General features: G+C 69.2%; 16 protein-coding genes. 14 read left to right on the top strand and 2 right to left on the bottom strand.

The window, feature by feature from the left end; all coding sequences use genetic code 11:
- The first annotated feature begins 79 nt into the window (after positions 1–79).
- The 8 genes from fxlM (at position 80) to ENC19_RS21450 (ending at position 9,417) form a co-directional block, all read left to right on the top strand.
- Positions 80–1,318 (top strand): methyltransferase, FxLD system, encoded by a 1,239-nt coding sequence (gene fxlM, locus ENC19_RS21485; protein WP_164448891.1) that lies wholly within the window; start codon positions 80–82, stop codon positions 1,316–1,318.
- A gap of 13 nt (positions 1,319–1,331) precedes the next feature.
- The gene (locus ENC19_RS30485; protein ID WP_309246263.1) at positions 1,332–1,478 is read left to right on the top strand and encodes an FxLD family lanthipeptide; all 147 of its coding nucleotides are present in this window, start codon (positions 1,332–1,334) and stop codon (positions 1,476–1,478) included.
- A gap of 70 nt (positions 1,479–1,548) precedes the next feature.
- Entirely contained in the window at positions 1,549–4,290 is a 2,742-nt protein-coding gene (locus tag ENC19_RS21475; protein WP_164448889.1) for a lantibiotic dehydratase, read from the top strand.
- A complete protein-coding gene (locus ENC19_RS21470; protein ID WP_164448888.1) occupies positions 4,287–5,363 on the top strand; it encodes a lanthionine synthetase C family protein in 1,077 nt (358 codons plus the stop codon). Before ENC19_RS21475 ends, ENC19_RS21470 begins: the two co-directional genes overlap by 4 nt.
- A 12-nt stretch (positions 5,364–5,375) precedes the next feature.
- The gene (locus ENC19_RS21465) at positions 5,376–6,227 is read left to right on the top strand and encodes a thiopeptide-type bacteriocin biosynthesis protein (protein ID WP_164448887.1); all 852 of its coding nucleotides are present in this window, start codon (positions 5,376–5,378) and stop codon (positions 6,225–6,227) included.
- Between the two features lie 46 nt (positions 6,228–6,273).
- Complete coding sequence (locus ENC19_RS21460; RefSeq protein WP_166458905.1) at positions 6,274–7,830, top strand: helix-turn-helix domain-containing protein; 1,557 nt, start codon at positions 6,274–6,276, stop codon at positions 7,828–7,830.
- 116 nt (positions 7,831–7,946) lie between these two features.
- Entirely contained in the window at positions 7,947–8,960 is a 1,014-nt protein-coding gene (locus ENC19_RS21455; RefSeq protein WP_164448917.1) for an asparaginase, read from the top strand.
- A complete protein-coding gene (locus ENC19_RS21450; protein WP_164448886.1) occupies positions 8,953–9,417 on the top strand; it encodes a PPC domain-containing DNA-binding protein in 465 nt (154 codons plus the stop codon). Before ENC19_RS21455 ends, ENC19_RS21450 begins: the two co-directional genes overlap by 8 nt.
- A gap of 454 nt (positions 9,418–9,871) precedes the next feature.
- On the opposite strand, the gene ENC19_RS21445 is transcribed toward ENC19_RS21450, so the two are convergent.
- A complete protein-coding gene (locus ENC19_RS21445; protein WP_164448885.1) occupies positions 9,872–10,183 on the bottom strand; it encodes a hypothetical protein in 312 nt (103 codons plus the stop codon).
- Between the two features lie 36 nt (positions 10,184–10,219).
- Positions 10,220–10,888 (bottom strand): nucleotidyltransferase family protein, encoded by a 669-nt coding sequence (locus ENC19_RS21440; protein ID WP_164448884.1) that lies wholly within the window; start codon positions 10,886–10,888, stop codon positions 10,220–10,222.
- A gap of 439 nt (positions 10,889–11,327) precedes the next feature.
- Between ENC19_RS21440 and ENC19_RS31070 the strand changes: the two genes are divergently transcribed.
- The 6 genes from ENC19_RS31070 to ENC19_RS21415 all read left to right on the top strand — a co-directional run bounded on the left by ENC19_RS31070 (position 11,328) and on the right by ENC19_RS21415 (position 18,386).
- The gene (locus tag ENC19_RS31070) at positions 11,328–11,459 is read left to right on the top strand and encodes a hypothetical protein (RefSeq protein WP_268968067.1); all 132 of its coding nucleotides are present in this window, start codon (positions 11,328–11,330) and stop codon (positions 11,457–11,459) included.
- A gap of 167 nt (positions 11,460–11,626) precedes the next feature.
- Positions 11,627–13,075 carry an NF041680 family putative transposase gene (locus ENC19_RS21435; protein WP_164448883.1) on the top strand — a complete coding sequence of 483 codons (1,449 nt, stop codon included), beginning with the start codon at positions 11,627–11,629 and terminating at the stop codon, positions 13,073–13,075.
- A 57-nt stretch (positions 13,076–13,132) separates the two neighbouring features.
- The gene (locus ENC19_RS21430; RefSeq protein WP_164448360.1) at positions 13,133–13,996 is read left to right on the top strand and encodes an IS5 family transposase; all 864 of its coding nucleotides are present in this window, start codon (positions 13,133–13,135) and stop codon (positions 13,994–13,996) included.
- Positions 13,997–14,412: 416 nt separating this feature from the next.
- Positions 14,413–16,359, top strand: a complete 1,947-nt coding sequence (locus ENC19_RS21425) for a GNAT family N-acetyltransferase (protein WP_235944969.1) — start codon at positions 14,413–14,415, stop codon at positions 16,357–16,359.
- Complete coding sequence (locus ENC19_RS21420; RefSeq protein ID WP_164448881.1) at positions 16,356–16,787, top strand: hypothetical protein; 432 nt, start codon at positions 16,356–16,358, stop codon at positions 16,785–16,787. The genes ENC19_RS21425 and ENC19_RS21420 overlap by 4 nt, the downstream gene beginning before the upstream one ends.
- Positions 16,788–17,135: 348 nt before the next feature.
- Positions 17,136–18,386: an IS701 family transposase gene (locus tag ENC19_RS21415; protein WP_164448916.1), complete on the top strand. Its 1,251-nt coding sequence runs from the start codon at positions 17,136–17,138 to the stop codon at positions 18,384–18,386.
- The last annotated feature ends 86 nt before the right edge of the window (positions 18,387–18,472 follow it).

Here is an 18,472-nt window from a genome sequence, read left to right as displayed (position 1 = left end):
CGAGGCCGTCCTGCCAGCCTCGGATGCAGAGAAAAAGCGGGTCGTACGGATAGCCCGCGAATAGGAGAAGTGAGAGCACATGGGTGTCGACACGGTGAGCAGCGAAGGCCTCCGAAACACGATGGTCGACCAACTGGTCGCCGACCAGGAGGCGAAAGGGCTGGTGATGCCGCCCGAGGTGGAGGCGGCGCTGCGGACGGTGCCTCGCGAGATGTTCACGCCGGGCGTGGCGGTCGAGGAGGCGTACCGCGCCGACAACGCGGTGGTCACGAAGCGGCGCGGTGAGGAGACCGTCAGTTCGGTGTCGGCGCCGTGGTTGATCGCGGAGATGCTGGGTCAGGCGGTCGACGCTCTCGATGGTGGGTTGGCGGGCCGGCATGTGCTGGAGATCGGCTCGGGTGGCTACAACGCGTCTCTGCTGCGCGAGCTGGTCGGTGAGTCGGGGTCGGTGACGACCGTGGACATCGACCCGGAGGTGACCGAGCGGGCCGTGGCGTGTCTGACGGCGGCGGGGTACCGCGACGTCACCGTGGTGTGCGCCGATGCTGAGCAGCCGCTGGTTCCGGGTCCCTGCTTCGACCTGATCATCGTGACCGTTGGTGCGTGGGACATCCCGGCGGCGTGGACCGGCCAGCTGGTCGAGGGCGGTGTGTTGGTGGTGCCGTTGCGGACGTTCGGGATGACCCGCTCGTGGGCGCTGCGTCGTGACGGTGACCGGCTGGTCAGCCTAAGCCAGCGCCTGTGTGGGTTCGTGGCGATGCAAGGCGCCGGAGCGCACGACGTGCGGTACGTCGATGTGGCCGATGGTGTGCATCTGCGGCTGGATGAGGGTCAGCAGGTCAGCCCGAACCTGGTGGGTGGGCTGTTGTCGCGGCCGCGGGAGCAGGCGTGGGCGGGAGTGAATTTGCCGCCTCGGACGGTCCTGGCCGATCTGGACTTGTGGCTGGCGGCGCGTCTTGCCGCCGAGGTGGATCAGTTCGTGGTGCTTGCGGCGCATCAGGAGGCCGTCGAAGCCGGCGTCGTCGCGCCGGCGTGGCGGTTCGGTACGCCCGCCGTCCTGCATGGGGGCACGTTCGTCTACCGGTCGGAGCTGCGCTGGACCGATGACATGTTCGACCTTGGCGCGTGTGCCCACGGACCGGACGCCGCCGGCGCGGCCGGGCGGATGGTGGCGCACATGCGGGCGTGGGTGGACGGCGGCGAACCGGCTCCGGTGCTGCATGTCCTGCCCGCACGGACTCCCGACGGCGACCTGCCGGCCGGGACGGTGCTGGACAAGCGGCACAGCCGCCTGGTCCTCACCTTCACCCCCGCATAGGAAGGCACAGCGAGTGGAGACCACGGACCTCGACGAGTTCGACCTGGACATCACGCTGGTGGACGCCGGCCCCGCCGCCGGTGGGTATGCCACCAGCACCGACGACAACTGCGGCTCCGGTAACACGGGCTCCAACGCCTGCTCCGGCGGCGGCAAGTAACCCCTGTCCGCACCCTCTGTCGGGGCCCGGTGTCCGCCGACATCGGGCCCTCCCCTTCTGGTGGTGCAGCATGTTTTCTGCGGCTGGTGCGGCGTTGATCCGAGTCGCCGCCTACCCGAGCGGTCTGAGCCTGCCCGCGTGGCCCGACCTGACCGCGCATCGGCCGGAGCAGTGGCGGCAGTGGCTTACCAGTGTGTGGGCGCTGCCGGGGTTTGCGGCGGCCGTCGCCTGTGCCTCGCCGCACCTGTGCGAGCAGGTCACCCGGGCGGTGACCGGCGAGCCTGCTGATCCGGATCGGTTGCGGCGGCTGGTCGAGTCGGTGGTGCGGTATGTGCTGCGGTGGACCGGCCGGGCGACACCGTTCGGCACCTTCGCCGGGGTAGCCCCGGTCGACTTCGGTGCCCGCACGTCGGTTCGCTGGGGCGAGGAGCACCGGAGGGTTGTCCGGCCGGACGGGCGGTTCATCGCCGCGCACGCCGCCCGGATGGAGCAGGACCTGACGGTGCTGCGCGGTGTGGCGGTGGTGACGAACGCGGTGGGCTACCGGCGTGGCGAAGTGTGGGTGCTGCCGTGCGCCCGTGCCGAGGGCGACCGCCGGTGGGACGTCGAGGTCCGCCTGACCGGGCCGGTGCGGGCGGCACTGCACGCGGCGAGTTCCCCGATCATGTTCGGTGACCTCGCCACCACGGTCGCCGGGCCGGAGCCGGCCAGGATCGGCGCGGCCGAGCGCATGCTGGGTTCGCTGGTCGGTGCTGGGGTGTTGCTGTCGGCGGTGCGGCCGGCGATGACCGTCACCGACCCCGCCGCTCACCTGGCCCGCCACGCCCCGATACCCGACCCCGGCGAGCGGGTCGCGGTGGACCTGCGGGTCGACGTGTCGGTGACGCTGCCGCCAGCGGTGCTGCGGGAGGCCGGCCGGGCCGCGGGGACGCTGACGGCGGTAGCGCCGCGGATGCGGGGGTGGGTGGAGTACCACCGGGCGTTTATCCAGCGGTGGGGTCCGGGTGCGGCCGTGCCGGTGCGCGAGGTGCTGACCGTGCTGGGCTTTCCCGCCGGCTACCGCGGCTCCACCCGGCGGGCACCGGCGCTGGTCACCGGGCGGGATCGGCTGCTCGGGCACCTGGCCCAGCAGTCGGCGCTGGACGGCGGCGCGGAGGTGATCCTCGACGACGACCTGATAGGCCGCCTCCGCGACGGCGATGATCGGCCGCCGGTCCCGCACACCGAGCTGCGGTTCACCCTCGCCGCCGTCACCGGGCACGACTTGGACCGAGGCAGGTTCGCGTTGACGGTGCTCAGCGGATCCCGCCATGCCGGGGTGTCCGCCGGCCGGTCTCTGCACCTGCTCACCCCCGCCGAGCGGGCCTGTTTCCAGGACGTCTATCGGAATCTGCCGACGGTCCTGCCCGGCGCGGTGTCGGTGCAGGTGTCCGGTCCGCCGCTGGACGCCCACCTGGCCGCGGTTGCCCGTACTGTCGAGGTGTTGCCGGTCCTGCCCGTCGGCGATTTCCATCCTGACCCGCCGTTCACGGTGGCGGACCTGGCGGTGACCGGCGACGGACAGCGGCTGTGGCTGGTGTCGCGCCGCAGCGGGCGGCCGGTCGAGCCGCTGCTGTTCAACAGTGTGCTGCTTCCGGGTCTGCAGCAGCCGCTGGTGCGGTTCCTGACGGAGATCGGGACCGCGTGGGCGGCACCGTGCGGCAGATTCGACTGGGGCCACGCCGCCGATCTGCCGTTCCTGCCCCGCGTGCGACGCGGACGCAGCATTCTGCATCCCGCCCGCTGGATCATCGACCAGTCCGCGTTGCCTCGCGGGGTGGCGTGGCCGCGGTGGCGTGATGCCTGGCAGCGGTGGCGCGAACGCCGCCGGCTGCCGCAGGAGATCCTGGTCGGCGACGACGATGTGCAGCTGCGCCTGGACCTGAACGACAACGCCCACCTGGCGGTGCTACGCGGGCACCTGCAACGGCAGGCTCGCACGATCATCACCGAGGCCCCGGGACCAGCCGGCTGGATCGACAACCGGCCCGCCGAACTCCTGCTCACCCTCACTCACACCCCATCGGCCAGTCCGCCGCCTCGACCTGCTCGGGAGGTGGCCTCGGTGCGGCATCGCCCGGGACAGTCGTCGTGGCTGGAGAGCCGCCTGTCCGGGCGGGTCGAGGACATCGTCACCGACCTCGCCCGACGGACCGCGCCGCTGCTGCCGGCGGGCTGGTGGTTCCTGCGCTACCCCGACCCGGAACCTCACCTGCGCCTGCGCATCCCCCTGAACGACGCAGGCCAGTTCGCGGTCGCCGCCATGACCATCGCCGAATGGGTGCAGCGGCTGGAGGACGACGGCGTGGCGCACGACTACAGCCTGCACACCTACCGGCCCGAAACCCGCCACGGCACCGGACACACCCTCACGGCTGCGGAGGCGGTGTTCGCCGCCGACTCCCGCACTGTCCTGCGGCGGCTGGCCGGTGACCGGCAGTCCCGCACCGCCGCTGGGATGATCGCCATCGTCGACGCGTTCACCGGCGACGGCCGGCGCTGGCTCGCCGACCACGTCCCCCACCACAGCGGCTCACGCCTCGACCCCGCCCAGCTCGACCTCGCCCGCACCCCGCACCGCGACGGCGACCTGGCGTCGGCGATAACCGGCTACCGGGATCTGGCCGCCGCCGACGGTCTCGACCTCGACCAGGTGCTGGCCGACCTGCTGCACCTGCACCACGCCCGCATGATCGGCGTCGACCTCGCCTCCGAACGGCACTGCCTACGCCTGGCCCGCACCATCTCCCGCACCCGACCGGCACCGGCATGACCACCGGACAGTCCCTCGCCGATGGCGCGGCCGGCGTCGCCCTGCTGCACCTGGAAACCGGCAACCAGGCCGCCGCGTACGCCGCCCTGCGCAAGGCCACCGCCCACGGCGTCAGCATCGCCGCCGGCGCCAGCCTCTTCTACGGCGCCCCCGCGCTCGCCTTCGTCCTCGCCACCTGTCACGAACCCGGCCTCACCCGGGCACGAACGATCGCCGCCACGGGCACCGCCACCGTCACCCGCCGGCGGCTGCAGACGGCGCACCGCCGCATCGACTCCCGCCAGCAACCCCACTACGCCGAGTACGACCTCATCCGCGGCCTGACCGGCCTCGGCGTCGTCCTGCGCCGCCTCGGCGACCACGTCCTGCTCCGCCACGTCCTGGACTATCTGGTCCGGCTCACCGAACCCGTCGGTGACCTGCCCGGCTGGTGGTGCGCCAACGGACCCCACCGCCACCAGCCACCCCCACCAGGAGGGCACGCCAACCACGGCATCGCCCACGGCATCACCGGCCCCCTCGCGCTGCTCGCCCTCACCCACCGCGACGGCATCACCGTCGACGGACACACCACCGCGATCACCCGCATCTGCCGGTGGCTGGACACCTGGCAACAGCACACCGTCGGCGGCATCTGGTGGCCGCAAACCCTCACCGTCGACGACCTGCACCGCGGCGCACCGGCCCAACACCAGCCGGGGCGCCCGTCCTGGTGCTACGGCACCCCCGGCATCGCCCGCGCCCACCAACTGGCCGTCCTCGCCCTGCACGACACCACCCGCCAACGCCTCGCCGAGACCGCGTTCACCACCTGCGTCACCGACCCCGCACAACTTGGGCGGCTCACCGACCGCAGCCTCTGCCACGGCACCGCCGGCCTGCTGGCCACCGGCCGACGCATCGCCGCCGACGCCCTCACCCCCACACCCCTCACGGACCTGGCACGTCTACACCAAGACGCCGCGCCCGTCGCCGACGAACCCTCCGGATTTCTGGACGGCACCACCGGCTGCCGCCTCACCACCGCCGCGACCACCGCCACTGGGTGGGACGCCTGCCTTCTCCTCACTTGAAAGGGGCCTGCCATGAGTCGCACCGTCTGGCAGCACGTGACCATCAGCTACCCCGGCCGCAGCCGCTACGACCGCGAACAGCAGGCGGTGGCGCACCTCAGCCGCGTGCTACCCGCCGCCGAGAACGCCGGCCTGATCACTACCTGGTGGTTCATCCGCAAGGGACCCTGGCGCATCCGCTACCTCCCCACCCCTGCCCACACCGGCCCTGCGCCCCTGGTCGAGCTGCTCACCGAGGGATGCGCCTGGAGCGGCGACATCTACGAACCCGAAATCCACACCTTCGGCGGCCCCCAGGCGATGGACACCGCCCACACGCTGTTCCATCACGACAGCCGCCACCTTCTCACCTACCTCCACGACCAGCCCACCGACCGGCGGGAACGCTCGCTGGTCCTGTGCACCGCCCTCATGCGCGCCGCCGGGCTCGACCTCAACGAACAAGGCGACGTCTGGGCGCGCCTCGCCCACCGGCGCACCGCCGAACCCCACCAGCGCCCCGCACCCGACGCCGATACCTGGGAGGCGTTCACGGGCAAGGTCCGTCACCTGCTCCTTGGCACCGCCCGCACACCCGGCGACTGGCAGACCGGCTTCGAGGCCACCGGCGCAGCCCTGCACCGCCTGCGCGAGACGGGAAAGCTAACCCGCGGTGTGCGCGCGGTCATCGCCGAACACGTGATCTTCCACTGGAACCGGATCGGGATACCCGCCGCCACCCAGGCCACGCTCGCCCACGCCGCCACCGACGCCATCTTCGGCAGCCACCCTCCGCCACCCCCGGGTAGCAGCGGTCGCTCGCGACAGCCCGTTCCGCCGATATCGTCGGTCGGGGTCAACTCGCCATGCGTCGCTCCTCGCTGACGACGCAGATCCGGACGGAGACTGACCGTGGGAAAGGGTCACCGTCATGATCGATCCGCAGCAGCTTCGCGACGCGAAGCACGCGCTCGGCAGACAGCTACGCCACCTGCGCACCGCGTGCGGCCTCCTCCAGAGAGACCTCGCGCAGCAGGTGTACAGCACCCGCAGCACCGTGGCGAACGTCGAGGCCGGCCGGCAGGTCGTCGACCGGGTCTTCTGGCAGCAGTGCGACACGCTCCTGCACGCCGGCGGCCAACTGACCAACGCCTACGACGCCTACCGCCAGTTGGAGGCCGCATACCAGAAGGAGCGGTCCGAAACGGCGATGCGGGTCCGATGGGGCGCCGCCGCCGACACGGCCCTCATCCGTCCTGAGCCCCACAGCAGCCTCGTGTCCGTTCGCCAACCTCACACCGCCACCGGACCTGCCGGCGGTGACCTCGCCGCCACGATCACGTCCACCCTGGGCCGGACTACACAGGATGTGCGGGCGGCGCACACCGTGCCCGCGCCGGCGGGACGGTACTTCCCGGGCGTGCCCGTCGACGTGGAGGTGTATCCCGCCGTCGACGACGGCCGGATCATCGCCACGATCCCCCGGACCGACACCGACCGGCAGTGGCGGCGCCCGCTGCAGCGGCGGCTCATCGCCGGACAGGTCACCGCATCCACCGGCGACGGGCTGTTCGCCCTGGACTCCCGTCAGGCCTCGCGGCGGCTGGTCGACATCGACGATGACGTGCGGCTGCTCATCCCCCGCGTGTACCAGCTCGACGCGATCACCGCGGCGGTGCTGTGGGCCGTGGCGAACCTGGACCAGTCGCTCCTGCTCGACGATGCCCGCCTCGACGCCTCCCGGACCGCCGCGACCGAGTACAGCCACCTGACCCGCTCCGCGGTCAGCGGCGACATCGGACACGACCTGGAGACCGTGTCACGGCTGTGGCTCGGCTCTGCGTTCTGCGCCGACCACATCAGCCGCCAATCGGCCGACCTCACCGACGTGCCCGTGTTCTGGACCCGGGAACAGACCGGCGAAGAGGCCAGCACCTGGCTGCTGTTCAGCCACAAACTGCGCTACCTGAAAGCGACCTCCGCCCGGTTCACCAGCGGCTCCCAGCAGGCGACACGACTGTTCTGCGTCCCACCGGCCACCGTGCAGACGTCAACGGAGTCCGAACGGATCCTCCTGCTGCTGGCGGCCGCGTTGATGGAGTCGTTCGGCGTCCGCGTCGCGATCACCGACGAACCCGAGTACGGCACGGTGCCCGGCTTCGTCCTCACCCCGCGCCGCGCGATCGTCGCCACCTGGATCCGCACCGACGGCGTGTGGCAAGTCGACGTCACCGACCACCCCTCAACCCTCGCCGAATACCGTGACGCCGCCGGGCACGTCCAGGCCCACTCCGTCATCACCGCCGACACCGCAGGCTCTCGAATGCGGGCCCTCGCCGACTACCTGAACCTCGACTGGACCTGCCTGCGCACCCGCTGCGCCGAGCTCGGTGACTACGGCCTGGCCGGGATCGCCGAACCGCGCAGCCGCCTGCTGTCCCTCGACGGTGTCGATCGGGCGTGCCGCTTCGTCGGGTCCCTGCCGTAATAGGCTCCCGCCACACCACCCTCGCGCCACACGCCTCGGGAAGGAGCTCGGTGTCCACCACCCCGGCAACGCATCCGCCACGGGTCGTGGTGTTCGGTCTCGGCGGCACCATCGCCATGACCAGCAACACCGGCGGCGCAGTGAGCCCCAGCCTGTCCGCCCAGCAGCTCGTCGACGCCGTACCCGGGCTCGCCGACGCGGGCATCGACATCGAGGTGGTCGACTTCCGGCGCCGCCCCGGCGCGTCCCTGACCATCGCCGACCTCACCGAACTCGCCGCGGCAGCAGCCGACACCCTGGCCGGTGGTGCGGACGGCGTGGTGGTCACCCAGGGCACCGACACGATCGAGGAAACCGCCTACCTGCTCGACCTGCTCCACCACCGGCCAGAACCCCTCGTGGTCACCGGCGCGATGCGCAACCCCACCCTCGCCGGTGCCGACGGACCGGCCAACATCCTCGCCGCCATCCACACCGCCGCCTCCCCCCACTCGCGAGGCCACGGCTGTGTCGTCGTTTTCGCCGACGAGATCCACGCCGCCCGCTGGGTCAGCAAAACCCACTCCACCAGCGGCGCCACCTTCCGCTCACCCGACACCGGCCCCCTCGGCTACGTCCTGGAAGGCACCGTACGGATGCTGACCCGACTGCCGTACCGGCTGACCGTCCCCCCGCCGGATTCCGCCGCCCAGGCAACCGTCGCCCTGCACACGGTCACCCTCGACGACGACCCGACCGTCCTCGACGCCATCGGCGGCCGCCTCGACGGGCTCGTCGTCGCCGGCTTCGGCGTCGGCCACGTCCCCGAACCCCTCATCGACACCCTCGCCACCCTCGCCGCACGCATCCCCGTCGTCCTCGCCTCTCGCACCCCCGCTGGGCCAACCCTCACCCACACCTACGGCTTCCCCGGCTCCGAACAGGACCTCATCGCACGCGGTCTCATCCCCGCCGGCTGGCTACACCCCTACAAAGCCCGCATCCTGCTACGCACCCTCCTCGCGGCCGCAGCGAAACCCGAAGACATCGCCACCGCGATCACCACCGCCGGGGGCCTCACCGAGCCCACCGCCTGGCCCTGGCCCACCACCGACCACCAGCCCACGGGAACTTGCACGACAGATGCATAGCCACGACCTCACCCCCGGCCGCATGATCGGCGTCGTCTTCGACCACGGCGACGACTTCTTCACCGCCCTCACCGACGCCTGCCACACCCACGGCATTCGACAGGGCTACATCCCGATGTTCATCGCCGGCCTGTCCACCGCGAAGATCGTCGGCACCTGCCAACGACTCGACAACCCCAACGCCCCCGTCTGGTCACACGTCGACCTCACCAACATCGAAGCCCTCGGCGGCGGCACCATCGCCTGGGACGACACCACCCAAACGATCACACCCCACATCCACATCACCGTCGGCCTGAAGGAACACAGCGCCACCGCCCACACCAGCCACCTCCTCGACGCCACCGTCCAGTTCCTCACCGAGATGCTCATCATCGAGATCACCTCACCCACCATGTACCGGGTTCCGAACCCCCACCTGCACGGCGTGCCGCAACTAAAGTTCGCTTATAGGTGACGGCACCGAGCCGGGAATCGGCTACGCAGTTTGCGGACCTCCAGACTGCTGGCCGGCGGTGTCATCGGGCTGGCCACCAGCCACTACCTCGACCAACAGCAACGAGCCGCGGCCCCTGGACGTCCTCGCCACGACCCCCGGCATCACCTACCACGGCACGACGACCGACCTCGCCGGACGCATCGGACTGACGTTCCAGGTCAAGGCCGAAGGGTCAACCTCGACACTGCTCATTGACCCCGCCACAGGTGAGCTACTCCCTACGCGAGAGACAGTCGCCGGGACCAGAGCGGACCTCTTCTCCTACGTCCTCATTCTGGCCCGCGGCTACACCAGCACCGACGACCTCACACCCGCCAGAAACGGCACGGGTCAGCTGACCAGCCGACTAGTCGGCGACCTTGTCAGACGGGGCGGCAACGCAAGGACATCCCCGCTGCCAGCGGAGGCTGCCTCAGCGACGTCGCCTGCGCCTCCGGCGACGCCCCCGCCAGCGGCCCAGCGGTGGTGCGAGCGGGATCGGAGCCTCGACTTCGAGCGGATCGTCCATTTCGACGTGATTGTCTAGGGCTCGCTCGTACACAAGCCGAGCGTCTGCCCGACGTTGCTCATCCGCGTGCATGACGGCGTAGGTGCCAGAGAGAAGTTTGCACCAGTTCTTGATGATCAGAACAACGGCGCTGATCGTGCCGGTCATGATCGCCACTAACAGCGCGTAGACGAGCTTGACAAGATCGGGCGAGGCTATTGCGAAGATGATCGACATGAAGCGCTCCTTCGGGATGGCCCGGAGCGCGAGGGGTTATGCAGCCGCTAGCGCCCGGAAGGCTGGTGAGGACCAGGTCTTCCGGCCAGGTGCACGGCTTCGATGACTCTCAGTGGAATGATCGACTCTGTTCACCGCCGCAACGGTGACAGCACGAGCTCTCCGCACGCGGACAATGCGAAGCATGCGCCGGAGAAGGATGCGAGCCCGGCGTTCCAGATCACGTCCCCGCCGGAGCTGCTCGCGCTCGAGCGCGGCGGTGTCAGGTGACTCGGGAAGCGGTACTTGGCCCGGTGAGAGCGTGAGCGGGGCGCTCCGCAGATCCACCTGAGGGCCGGTGGCCTCGTCGGCCTCCACGCCCAATGCCGGTAGGACATCGATCAGGCCGGGGCTCTGCGGGAACGTGACGGTGACGGAGCGAGGACGACCCTGAACTACTACCGATGCAAGTCTGTGACTCTTGATCGCCCGTACCGCGATCTTGAAGGTATCCGGCCGCCTGCTGGGCGCGTCCGGCACGGCAAGGGCTGCGGCTCCTGTGGTTTTGTCGTAGTACCGGTCGAGTTTGGCGGTTAGCCGATCAACGATTTCGGCGAGGCTGCCCGTCTTGTCAACGCTCGCCTTACCCAAAACGACCGTAAGATCGAGGTCGCTGATCGGGCGTATGGAGGTAGAGCGCGCGAGCGACCCGCTGAAGTACTCCACGGCGAACAGCGTACCGCCGGGCGCGACGCTTGCTCACACCTGCCCTTCAGGGCTGAGGCCCATGCGAGTGTCTAGCCCGCCTCATGGCCAGCCGGAACTCTGTAGTCTTGAGAGGCGAAAGGTTTGCTGATGTGTCAGAGACGACGACCAGCCGGCCGGGCTGCAGGGCACCCGTTTGGCTCTTGCTCCGCAGACGCAGGATTTTCTCAAGTCCTCGGCAACCCCACCCTGCAGCGGATCTTGATGCTGTTCGCCTGCGGTGCCGGGATGTCCGTGGGCGAGGTGGCCGAGCGAGTCGCCATCAGTCAGGCCACCGCGTCGCAGCAGTTCGCCCTGCTGCAGCCTGGCGAAAGTGGTTCCTCGCGACGCGACGCAAGACGCTGTACTACTGGGCCGACCGCGACGGCGCCTCGCCGCCCTCGGGCCGACCCCGCCACGGATGATCTCCTACAGCAAGTACATCGTGCTAACCACCACCGCCACCTTTCGGTTCGGGCAGCAAGAACACATCGACGTCACCTCGGACGAAGCCATCGGCTACGGCATTGTCATCGCCCGCCCGCCGACGTAGCCGCCGAGCTCGTCGCACGTCTCATCGCCGACCACCCGGCTGCCAAGGACCTTAGCTTGATCTTTAACCTTTGGCGGCTGGTTGGTGACCCCAGCTGATCATGGTGACAGCCCCTGGTCGATCATCTTCTTGTCGAGGGAAGAGGATCAATACCAGGGGCTGTCTTGGTGGTCAGTGTGCATGATGCTGGTTCTGCTGGTGCGTTCGGGGATCTGGCGGCGTTCCGGCGGGAGTTCCATGCCTGTCTGACCGCTCGGGCGGATGCGATGTTCGAGTTGGCTGACGCGGTGTTGTGCGGCGACGGGCCGGTGCATTCGCTGGTGGAGCTGTCGCTGGTGGGCGAGCATCGTCGTGGTCATGGGTCGCTGTACGCGGCGCTGGCCCGAGGTCGGGTGGATGTCGAGCGGCTGCGCAGGAGCTTGGCGGCGCTTCCGCTGCCTCGCGCGGCCGATGGCCGGCTGGTCCTGGCGGTCGACATCACCTGCTGGCTGCGGCCGGACGCGCACACCTCCGCGGAGCGGATCCTGTGCCACACCTACGGCCGCGGCAAGGACCAGCACGTGATGATTCCTGGCTGGCCGTACTCGTTCGTCACGGCGTTGGAGCCCGGTCGCAGTTCCTGGACCGCGCCGTTGGATGCTCAGCGGCTCGCGCCGGGCGATGATGCCGCCACCGTCACCGCCGGGCAACTCCGCCACCTCGTGCAGCGACTCATCGCCGCTGGGCAGTGGCGCACCGGTGATCCCCACATCCTGGTCGTCGCCGACGCCGGCTACGACACGCCCCGATTGGCATACCTGCTGCGCGACCTGCCGGTGCAGGTGCTGGGCCGGATGCGCTCCGATCGAGTGCTGCGCCACGCGGCCCCGCCCCGACGGCCGGGCACGAACGGTCGACCACCTCGCCACGGCAGCGAGTTCATCTTCGGTGACCCCGCGAGCTGGGGCGCGCCCGAGGTGACCACGGTGACCGACACTCGCCTCTACGGCGCTGCCACCGCCCGCAGCTGGGACCGGCTACATCCCCGGCTGACGCACCGCAACGCCTGGATCGACCAGACCGGCGACCTGCCACTCATCGAAGGCACCGTGATCCGGCTGGAGGTGAATCACCTGCCTAGCGGCGCGATCCCGAAGCCGGTGTGGCTGTGGTGGTCCGAGACCGATGCCACACCCGCCGACGTCGACCGGCTCTGGCAGGCGTTCCTGCGCCGCTTTGACATCGAGCACACCTTCCGGCTGCTCAAACAGACCCTTGGCTGGACCTGCCCGAAGATCCGCACCCCACAAGCCGCCGACCGGTGGACCTGGCTCATTCTGGCCGTCTACGCGCAGCTGCGCCTGGCACGCGGCCTCACCAGTGACCTGCGCCGCCCCTGGGAGAAACCGACACCGCCCGAACGCCTCTCACCCGCCCGCGTCCGACGAGGGTTCCGGCACCTCCGCGCGAAGACCGCCTGCCTGGCCAGCGCGCCGAAACCCTCCCGACCAGGTCCAGGGCGACCACCAGGCCGACCGAACAAGCAACCCGCTCAACGACACGACGTGCACATCAGCGCGAACGCAAGGAAGAAACCGAAGACCTCGAGCAGTCCCCGCCCACGCCGCACAGGTTAAAGATCAAGCTTAGAGCGTGTTTGAGAAGGTCTGTTGTGGACGGTGTGGCGGCGTGACATCTGTTGCCGGGGCGGGCAGGGTGGCGCGGTGGTTGCACGTCGTGGTTACCCCTCGGACCTGACTGACGCCCAGTGGGCGCTGATCGAGCCGTTGTTGCCCGAGCCGAGCACGGACGGCCGCAGGGAGAAGCATCCGCGTCGGGAGATCGTGAACGCGATCTTGTACGTGGTGCGGTCGGGGTGTCCGTGGCGCTATCTGCCGGCGGATCTGCCGCCGTGGCAGACGGTGTACTGGTACTTCACCCGGTGGGAAGAAGCCGGCGTCACCGAGAAGCTCCTGACCACGCTGCGGGTCAAGGCGCGGGTGCAGCAAGGCCGTCAGCCGGACCCGTCGGCGGGGATCATCGACTCGCAGACGGTGAAGGGCGCGGATACCGTGGGTCGGGACAGTCGGGGCTACGACGCCGGGAAGAAGGTCAACGGCCGCAAGCGGTTCATCGTCACCGACACCCTGGGACTGCTGGTCGCCGTCACCGTCCTCGCCGCGAGTTGGCAGGACCGCGACGGTGCCAAGACCGCCCTGCTGGGCGCCTACATGATCAGCCCGATCCGGCATGTCTACGCCGACCAGGGCTTCGCCGGCCGCCTGGTCGACTGGACTCGCGACACCTTGCGCACCACCCTGGAGATCGTCCGTAAACCCGCTGAGCAGCGCGGTTTCGCCGTCCACCCACGTCGGTGGGTGGTCGAGCGGACTCTGGCCTGGCTCACCGCCTGCCGCCGCCTGGCCCGCGACTACGAGCGCCACCCGGCCATCTCCGCAGCCCTCATCCGCTGGGCCGCCATCGCCGGCATCACCCGCCGCATCACCCGCGGCCAACCCGCCCGCCGGCAACCCCGCCGCACCTTCACCAGGACCTGATCAACTCCATCTCAAACACGCTCTTAGCTGGCACTTCGCTAATCTCCGCCTGACCATCGTGGAGACATGACGAATCCCGATAGGAAGCTGTCGCTGACCAACGGCCGCGATGACGTTTCGTCGGTGATTACGTTCGCTACTTAAGGCACGGCTTGATCAGGACCAGTACAGGACACAGTGCATGCCCCTTTCCCTCACATATCTAGAATCAAGGACGCCCGCTGCATTCGCCATTCCCGGATAATGCACTGACCCTTCACACACGACAGTGGATCGTGCACACTGCGTACATGCTGGCTCAGGGGGACGCCGCCACTCCCGCATCCATACGCCTGGTAACACCGGGCCCGCACGACAGGGAGGCCATCGCCGCTGCCATCCGGCTCGGAAACGCCGCCCGAGCGACCCTCGGCCACATGCCGTTCTCCGCTTATGACGATGCGGCGGCCAAAGGCACCCTGCTCATGGCCTACGCCGACGACCATGCTGTGGGGTACGCCCTTTACGCGCTGGCACGCCGACGCGTGCGGCTCAGTCACCTCTGCGTCGACCCCCCTCGGCGTGGTAGGGGGATCGCTCGGCTGCTTGTCGAGCGCATCAGCGATCTCCACCGCGACCACCTGGGCATCGCCGCGCGATGTCGGCGTGACTACCGCCTTGGCGAGATGTGGATCCGCCTCGGGTTCGCGCAGCGCGGTGAGCGTCCGGGCCGTGGTAGCAGCGGAGAACCGTTGATCGACTGGTGGCGGGACCATGACCACCCCAACCTGCTCTCTGCGGACTCCGACACCGTCTTGGTCCGTGCGGCGATCGACATGAATGTGGTGCGCGACCTCACCGAAGCCGGCCGCACCAACGCCGACGAATCAAAGGCGTTACTCGCACCTCACCTGGTAGGGCTCCTGGAAATCGTCCGCACCGCGGCCCTGAACACCGAGATCGACCGGCTGGACAGCGATCTTCGCGCCCAATGCACCGACCGGGTGCAGACGTTCCCCTCAGTGCGCTCCGATCCCGCCGCGCGTGCCCACATCATCGACGAACTGCAGCGACACACGCGTCCGCTGGATCCCGCGAACCCGAGAGACACCCAAGACCTTTTGGACCTGCAGCACGTCGGCGACGCCATCGCCGCCAACCTCAACGTCCTCGTCACCAACGACCAGGAGCTCATCAGGGTCTACCGGGAGGTCGCCGAGCGACACGGCCTGCGAATCATGCGACCCGCCGACGTGGTCATCCACATCGACGAGCTGGCACACGCCGAGGCCTACCGTCCGGCCAGCCTCCTCGACACCGGCTACGTAGAGCGGCGCCTGCGCAGCGGCGAGAACCAGACGATCGAAGCGCTGCGCACCCACTTATCTGGGGAACGGCCTCGCGAACTCCAGAGCACCGTGAACAGGCTCGCCGTCAGCGGCGCTCAACGGATGGGCATCTACCAACCCACGGGCGAACTCGTCGCCGCCTACGCCACCACCGAGTCGTCTGGCGTCCTGCGAGTGCCGCTGCTGCGCGTGGCGAACCAGCCCCTCGCCGACACCCTCGCCCGGCAACTCCTGTTCCGCCTACGGCAGTCAGCACGAGACGGCGCGCTCCCCATGATCCAGATAACTGATCCGCATCTGTCACCCCAGGCGCGACTCGCTGCGGTCGACGACGGTTTCCAGGAAACCGACGGCACCCTCTACGGCTACGCCATCGCCGCGGTGGGCCCCGCCGCGGAGGTGGAACGGGCCGCGATCTCCGCTGCGAGGGCATCCGGACTACCCGAACCCGCACCGCTACGATCTGGTATGCCCGCCGTCGCCGCCGCCGAACTCGAACGCGTCTGGTGGCCGGCTAAGATCATCGACAGCGAGCTGCCGACCTACCTCATCCCCATCCGGCAGCCCTTCTCGACCCAGCTGCTCGGCGTGCCCGCCAGCATCTTCCCCCGACACGACGCCCTGGGTATCAGCCGGGAACACGTCTACTACCGCAGTCCTGGCGGCACCAGACCGCAGGCTCCCGCACGGCTGCTGTGGTACATGAGCAAGGGCGGCACCACCACCCAACAACCAGCGGCCATCATCGCCTGCTCCCAGCTCGACGCCGTTGTCACCGCCCCGCCGGACGACCTCTACGACCGGTTCCAGCACCTCGGCGTCTGGGACAGAAACACAGTGCACGGGATCGCCCGCGACGGCTACGCACAAGCTCTACGGTTCACCAACACCGAGATCTTTCCGCGGCCGGTCTCCCGGCAAACGTTCCGCCGACTCGCTCTCGCACACGGCGGCCCGGCCGCTCCGCCACAACAACCAACCCGGATCGCCGCCACGCTGTTCGCCGCCATCTACCAGGAAGGCCGAGCCCGATGAACCACCAGCGCACCCTGCTGCTCTCGCTTCGCCCCCGCTTCGCCACCGCCATCCTGGACGGCACCAAGAACATCGAGATCCGACGACGCCCGGTCAACGCCGCCCCAGGCACCCAGGTCATCCTCTACGCCAGCTCCCCACAGATGGCCGTCGTCGGCACCGCCCGACTCGGCGCCACCACCGTCTGCGCCCCCGACGACGGATGGCGACGCTTCCACCTGCAGTTCGGCCTCAACCGCGACGAATACGACACCTACCTCGACGGCGCCGCGACCGCCCATCTCCTGCACCTCACCACCGTCAACCGCCTTGACGAGCCGCTGCCGCTGCACCACCTACGCGAGCAAGCACCCTTCCGCCCTCCACAGAGCTTCCGCTACATCGCGGCAGGCGACCCCGCCGGCCTGCGGGACCTCGTCAGCACCTGAGCACCCGGCCGACGCGTACGTCCGTCATTCGGGAAGGCCCAAGTGCTACTTGCCAGCAGCGACATCGACAGCGAGCGCTGCGATGGCCGTGACTGCCTGGAGCGCGCCGACGGCCAACGCCCACAACGCAATACGTGCTTCGAGCGCCATGCGCCTGCCAGGCGTCTGGGTCACCACTGACGAGGCAACACCCTGGACGGCTGCCGGCATCGGAGACGACGGAACAGGCGCGAACGACGGCGGAACGATGGGCAAGCGGTGGAGCCAGGGATCGAGCCAGCTAGTAGTACTTTGTCACAGTTGGGTATAGTTCGAGGGCTGTTGGTGTGGTGGGTCGTTGGCTCTGATGTGGATGTTCGGGAAGTAGAGCGTCTGGGTGGCGATCTGGCCGATTTCACTGTTGATGTGTTCGGGTCGTTGACTCGGGTCGGGTGGCAGGATCGGGCTGGGCAGTATGTGCGTGGGTTGATGGTGGATGGGCGGCGTAAGTCGATCCAGCCGATGGCGGGGCGTCTGCCGGGTGTGCATGATCAGGCGTTGAACCATTTCGTGACGAACAGTCCGTGGGACGTGGTGCCGGTGCGGCGGCGGCTGGCGGTGCGGATGGATGAGGCGATCGGGCCGGCGGCGTGGGCTCTGGATGACACGGGTTGGCTCAAGTGCGGCACGGCGTCGCCGGGGGTGGCTCGGCAGTACACCGGGACGGCGGGCAAGGTCACCAACTGTCAAATCGGGGTGAGTCTGAACCTGGTCACTGATGCCGCGTCATGTCCGGTCGACTGGCGGTTGTTTCTGCCCGAGTCGTGGGATCCCGCCTCGCCGGCCGCTGCGGCTGATGTCGATGTGCGGCGGGCGCGGTCGCAGATCCCCGATGAGGTCGGGCATCGGGAGAAGTGGCGTCTCGGGTTGGACATGATCGACGAGGTGATCGGGTGGGGGCTGACACCGCCGGTGATCGTGACGGACGCCGGATACGGCGACAGCGGCGAGTTCCGCCACGGCCTGACGGAGCGCGGCTTGTCCTATGTGGTGCAGATCGCCACCACGATCGGCGTTCAACAGCAGGAAGCGGCACGGACCGCGCCACCGGCGGCGTGGACAGGCCGGCGACCGGCACTGCGATACCGCAGCCCCGCGACCTCGGTCAAGGATCTGGTCCTGTCCCACGGTGCCGCCGCAGCCCGGTCGGTGTCCTGGCGTGACGGCTCCCGCACCCGCGCCAGCAGGCCGGTGAAGATGCGCTCCCGGTTTGTGTTCCTGCGGGTCCGGCCAGCCGGACGGACCCTGCTCGCCGCCCACCGCGATCAAGACTTGCCCGAAGCGTGGCTGATCGCCGAATGGCCACCCGAGCGCGACGAACCCACCAAGTACTGGCTGTCGAACCTGCCCGCCACCACACCGAAACGCACCCTCATCCGATGGGCGAAACTCCGCTGGCGCATCGAACACGACTACCGCGAACTCAAAACCGGACTCGGCCTCGACCACTACGAAGGCCGCACCTGGCAAGGCTGGCACCACCACGTCACCCTCGTATCCGCCGCCCACGCCTTCTGCACCCTGCAACGCCTCGACCCAAAAGCCCCCGCGCCGGCCTGACCCTCTACGCCCTACTCCACGAACTACAAGCCCTCCTGGCCAGGCTGATCGGCGCATGCCCCACCTGCAAAACCCGCTTCCCCACA

The organism is Verrucosispora sioxanthis (assembly GCF_010560025.1).
GTDB lineage: Bacteria > Actinomycetota > Actinomycetes > Mycobacteriales > Micromonosporaceae > Micromonospora > Micromonospora palythoicola.
The sequence above is the reverse complement of the archived record's forward strand: the minus strand, read 5'-3'. Positions and strand labels throughout refer to the sequence as shown.

Excerpts from the sequence above, each read along its gene's own strand:
- ENC19_RS21465 (WP_164448887.1), top strand. The coding sequence starts at position 5,376 with ATGAGTCGCACCGTCTGGCAGCACGTGACCATCAGCTACCCCGGCCGC.
- ENC19_RS21445 (WP_164448885.1), bottom strand. The coding sequence starts at position 10,183 with ATGTCGATCATCTTCGCAATAGCCTCGCCCGATCTTGTCAAGCTCGTC.
- ENC19_RS21470 (WP_164448888.1), top strand. The coding sequence starts at position 4,287 with ATGACCACCGGACAGTCCCTCGCCGATGGCGCGGCCGGCGTCGCCCTG.
- fxlM (WP_164448891.1), top strand. The coding sequence starts at position 80 with ATGGGTGTCGACACGGTGAGCAGCGAAGGCCTCCGAAACACGATGGTC.
- ENC19_RS21420 (WP_164448881.1), top strand. The coding sequence starts at position 16,356 with ATGAACCACCAGCGCACCCTGCTGCTCTCGCTTCGCCCCCGCTTCGCC.
- ENC19_RS21475 (WP_164448889.1), top strand. The coding sequence starts at position 1,549 with ATGTTTTCTGCGGCTGGTGCGGCGTTGATCCGAGTCGCCGCCTACCCG.
- ENC19_RS31070 (WP_268968067.1), top strand. The coding sequence starts at position 11,328 with ATGATCTCCTACAGCAAGTACATCGTGCTAACCACCACCGCCACCTTT.
- ENC19_RS21460 (WP_166458905.1), top strand. The coding sequence starts at position 6,274 with ATGATCGATCCGCAGCAGCTTCGCGACGCGAAGCACGCGCTCGGCAGA.
- ENC19_RS21455 (WP_164448917.1), top strand. The coding sequence starts at position 7,947 with ATGACCAGCAACACCGGCGGCGCAGTGAGCCCCAGCCTGTCCGCCCAG.
- ENC19_RS21450 (WP_164448886.1), top strand. The coding sequence starts at position 8,953 with ATGCATAGCCACGACCTCACCCCCGGCCGCATGATCGGCGTCGTCTTC.
- ENC19_RS21425 (WP_235944969.1), top strand. The coding sequence starts at position 14,413 with ATGCCGTTCTCCGCTTATGACGATGCGGCGGCCAAAGGCACCCTGCTC.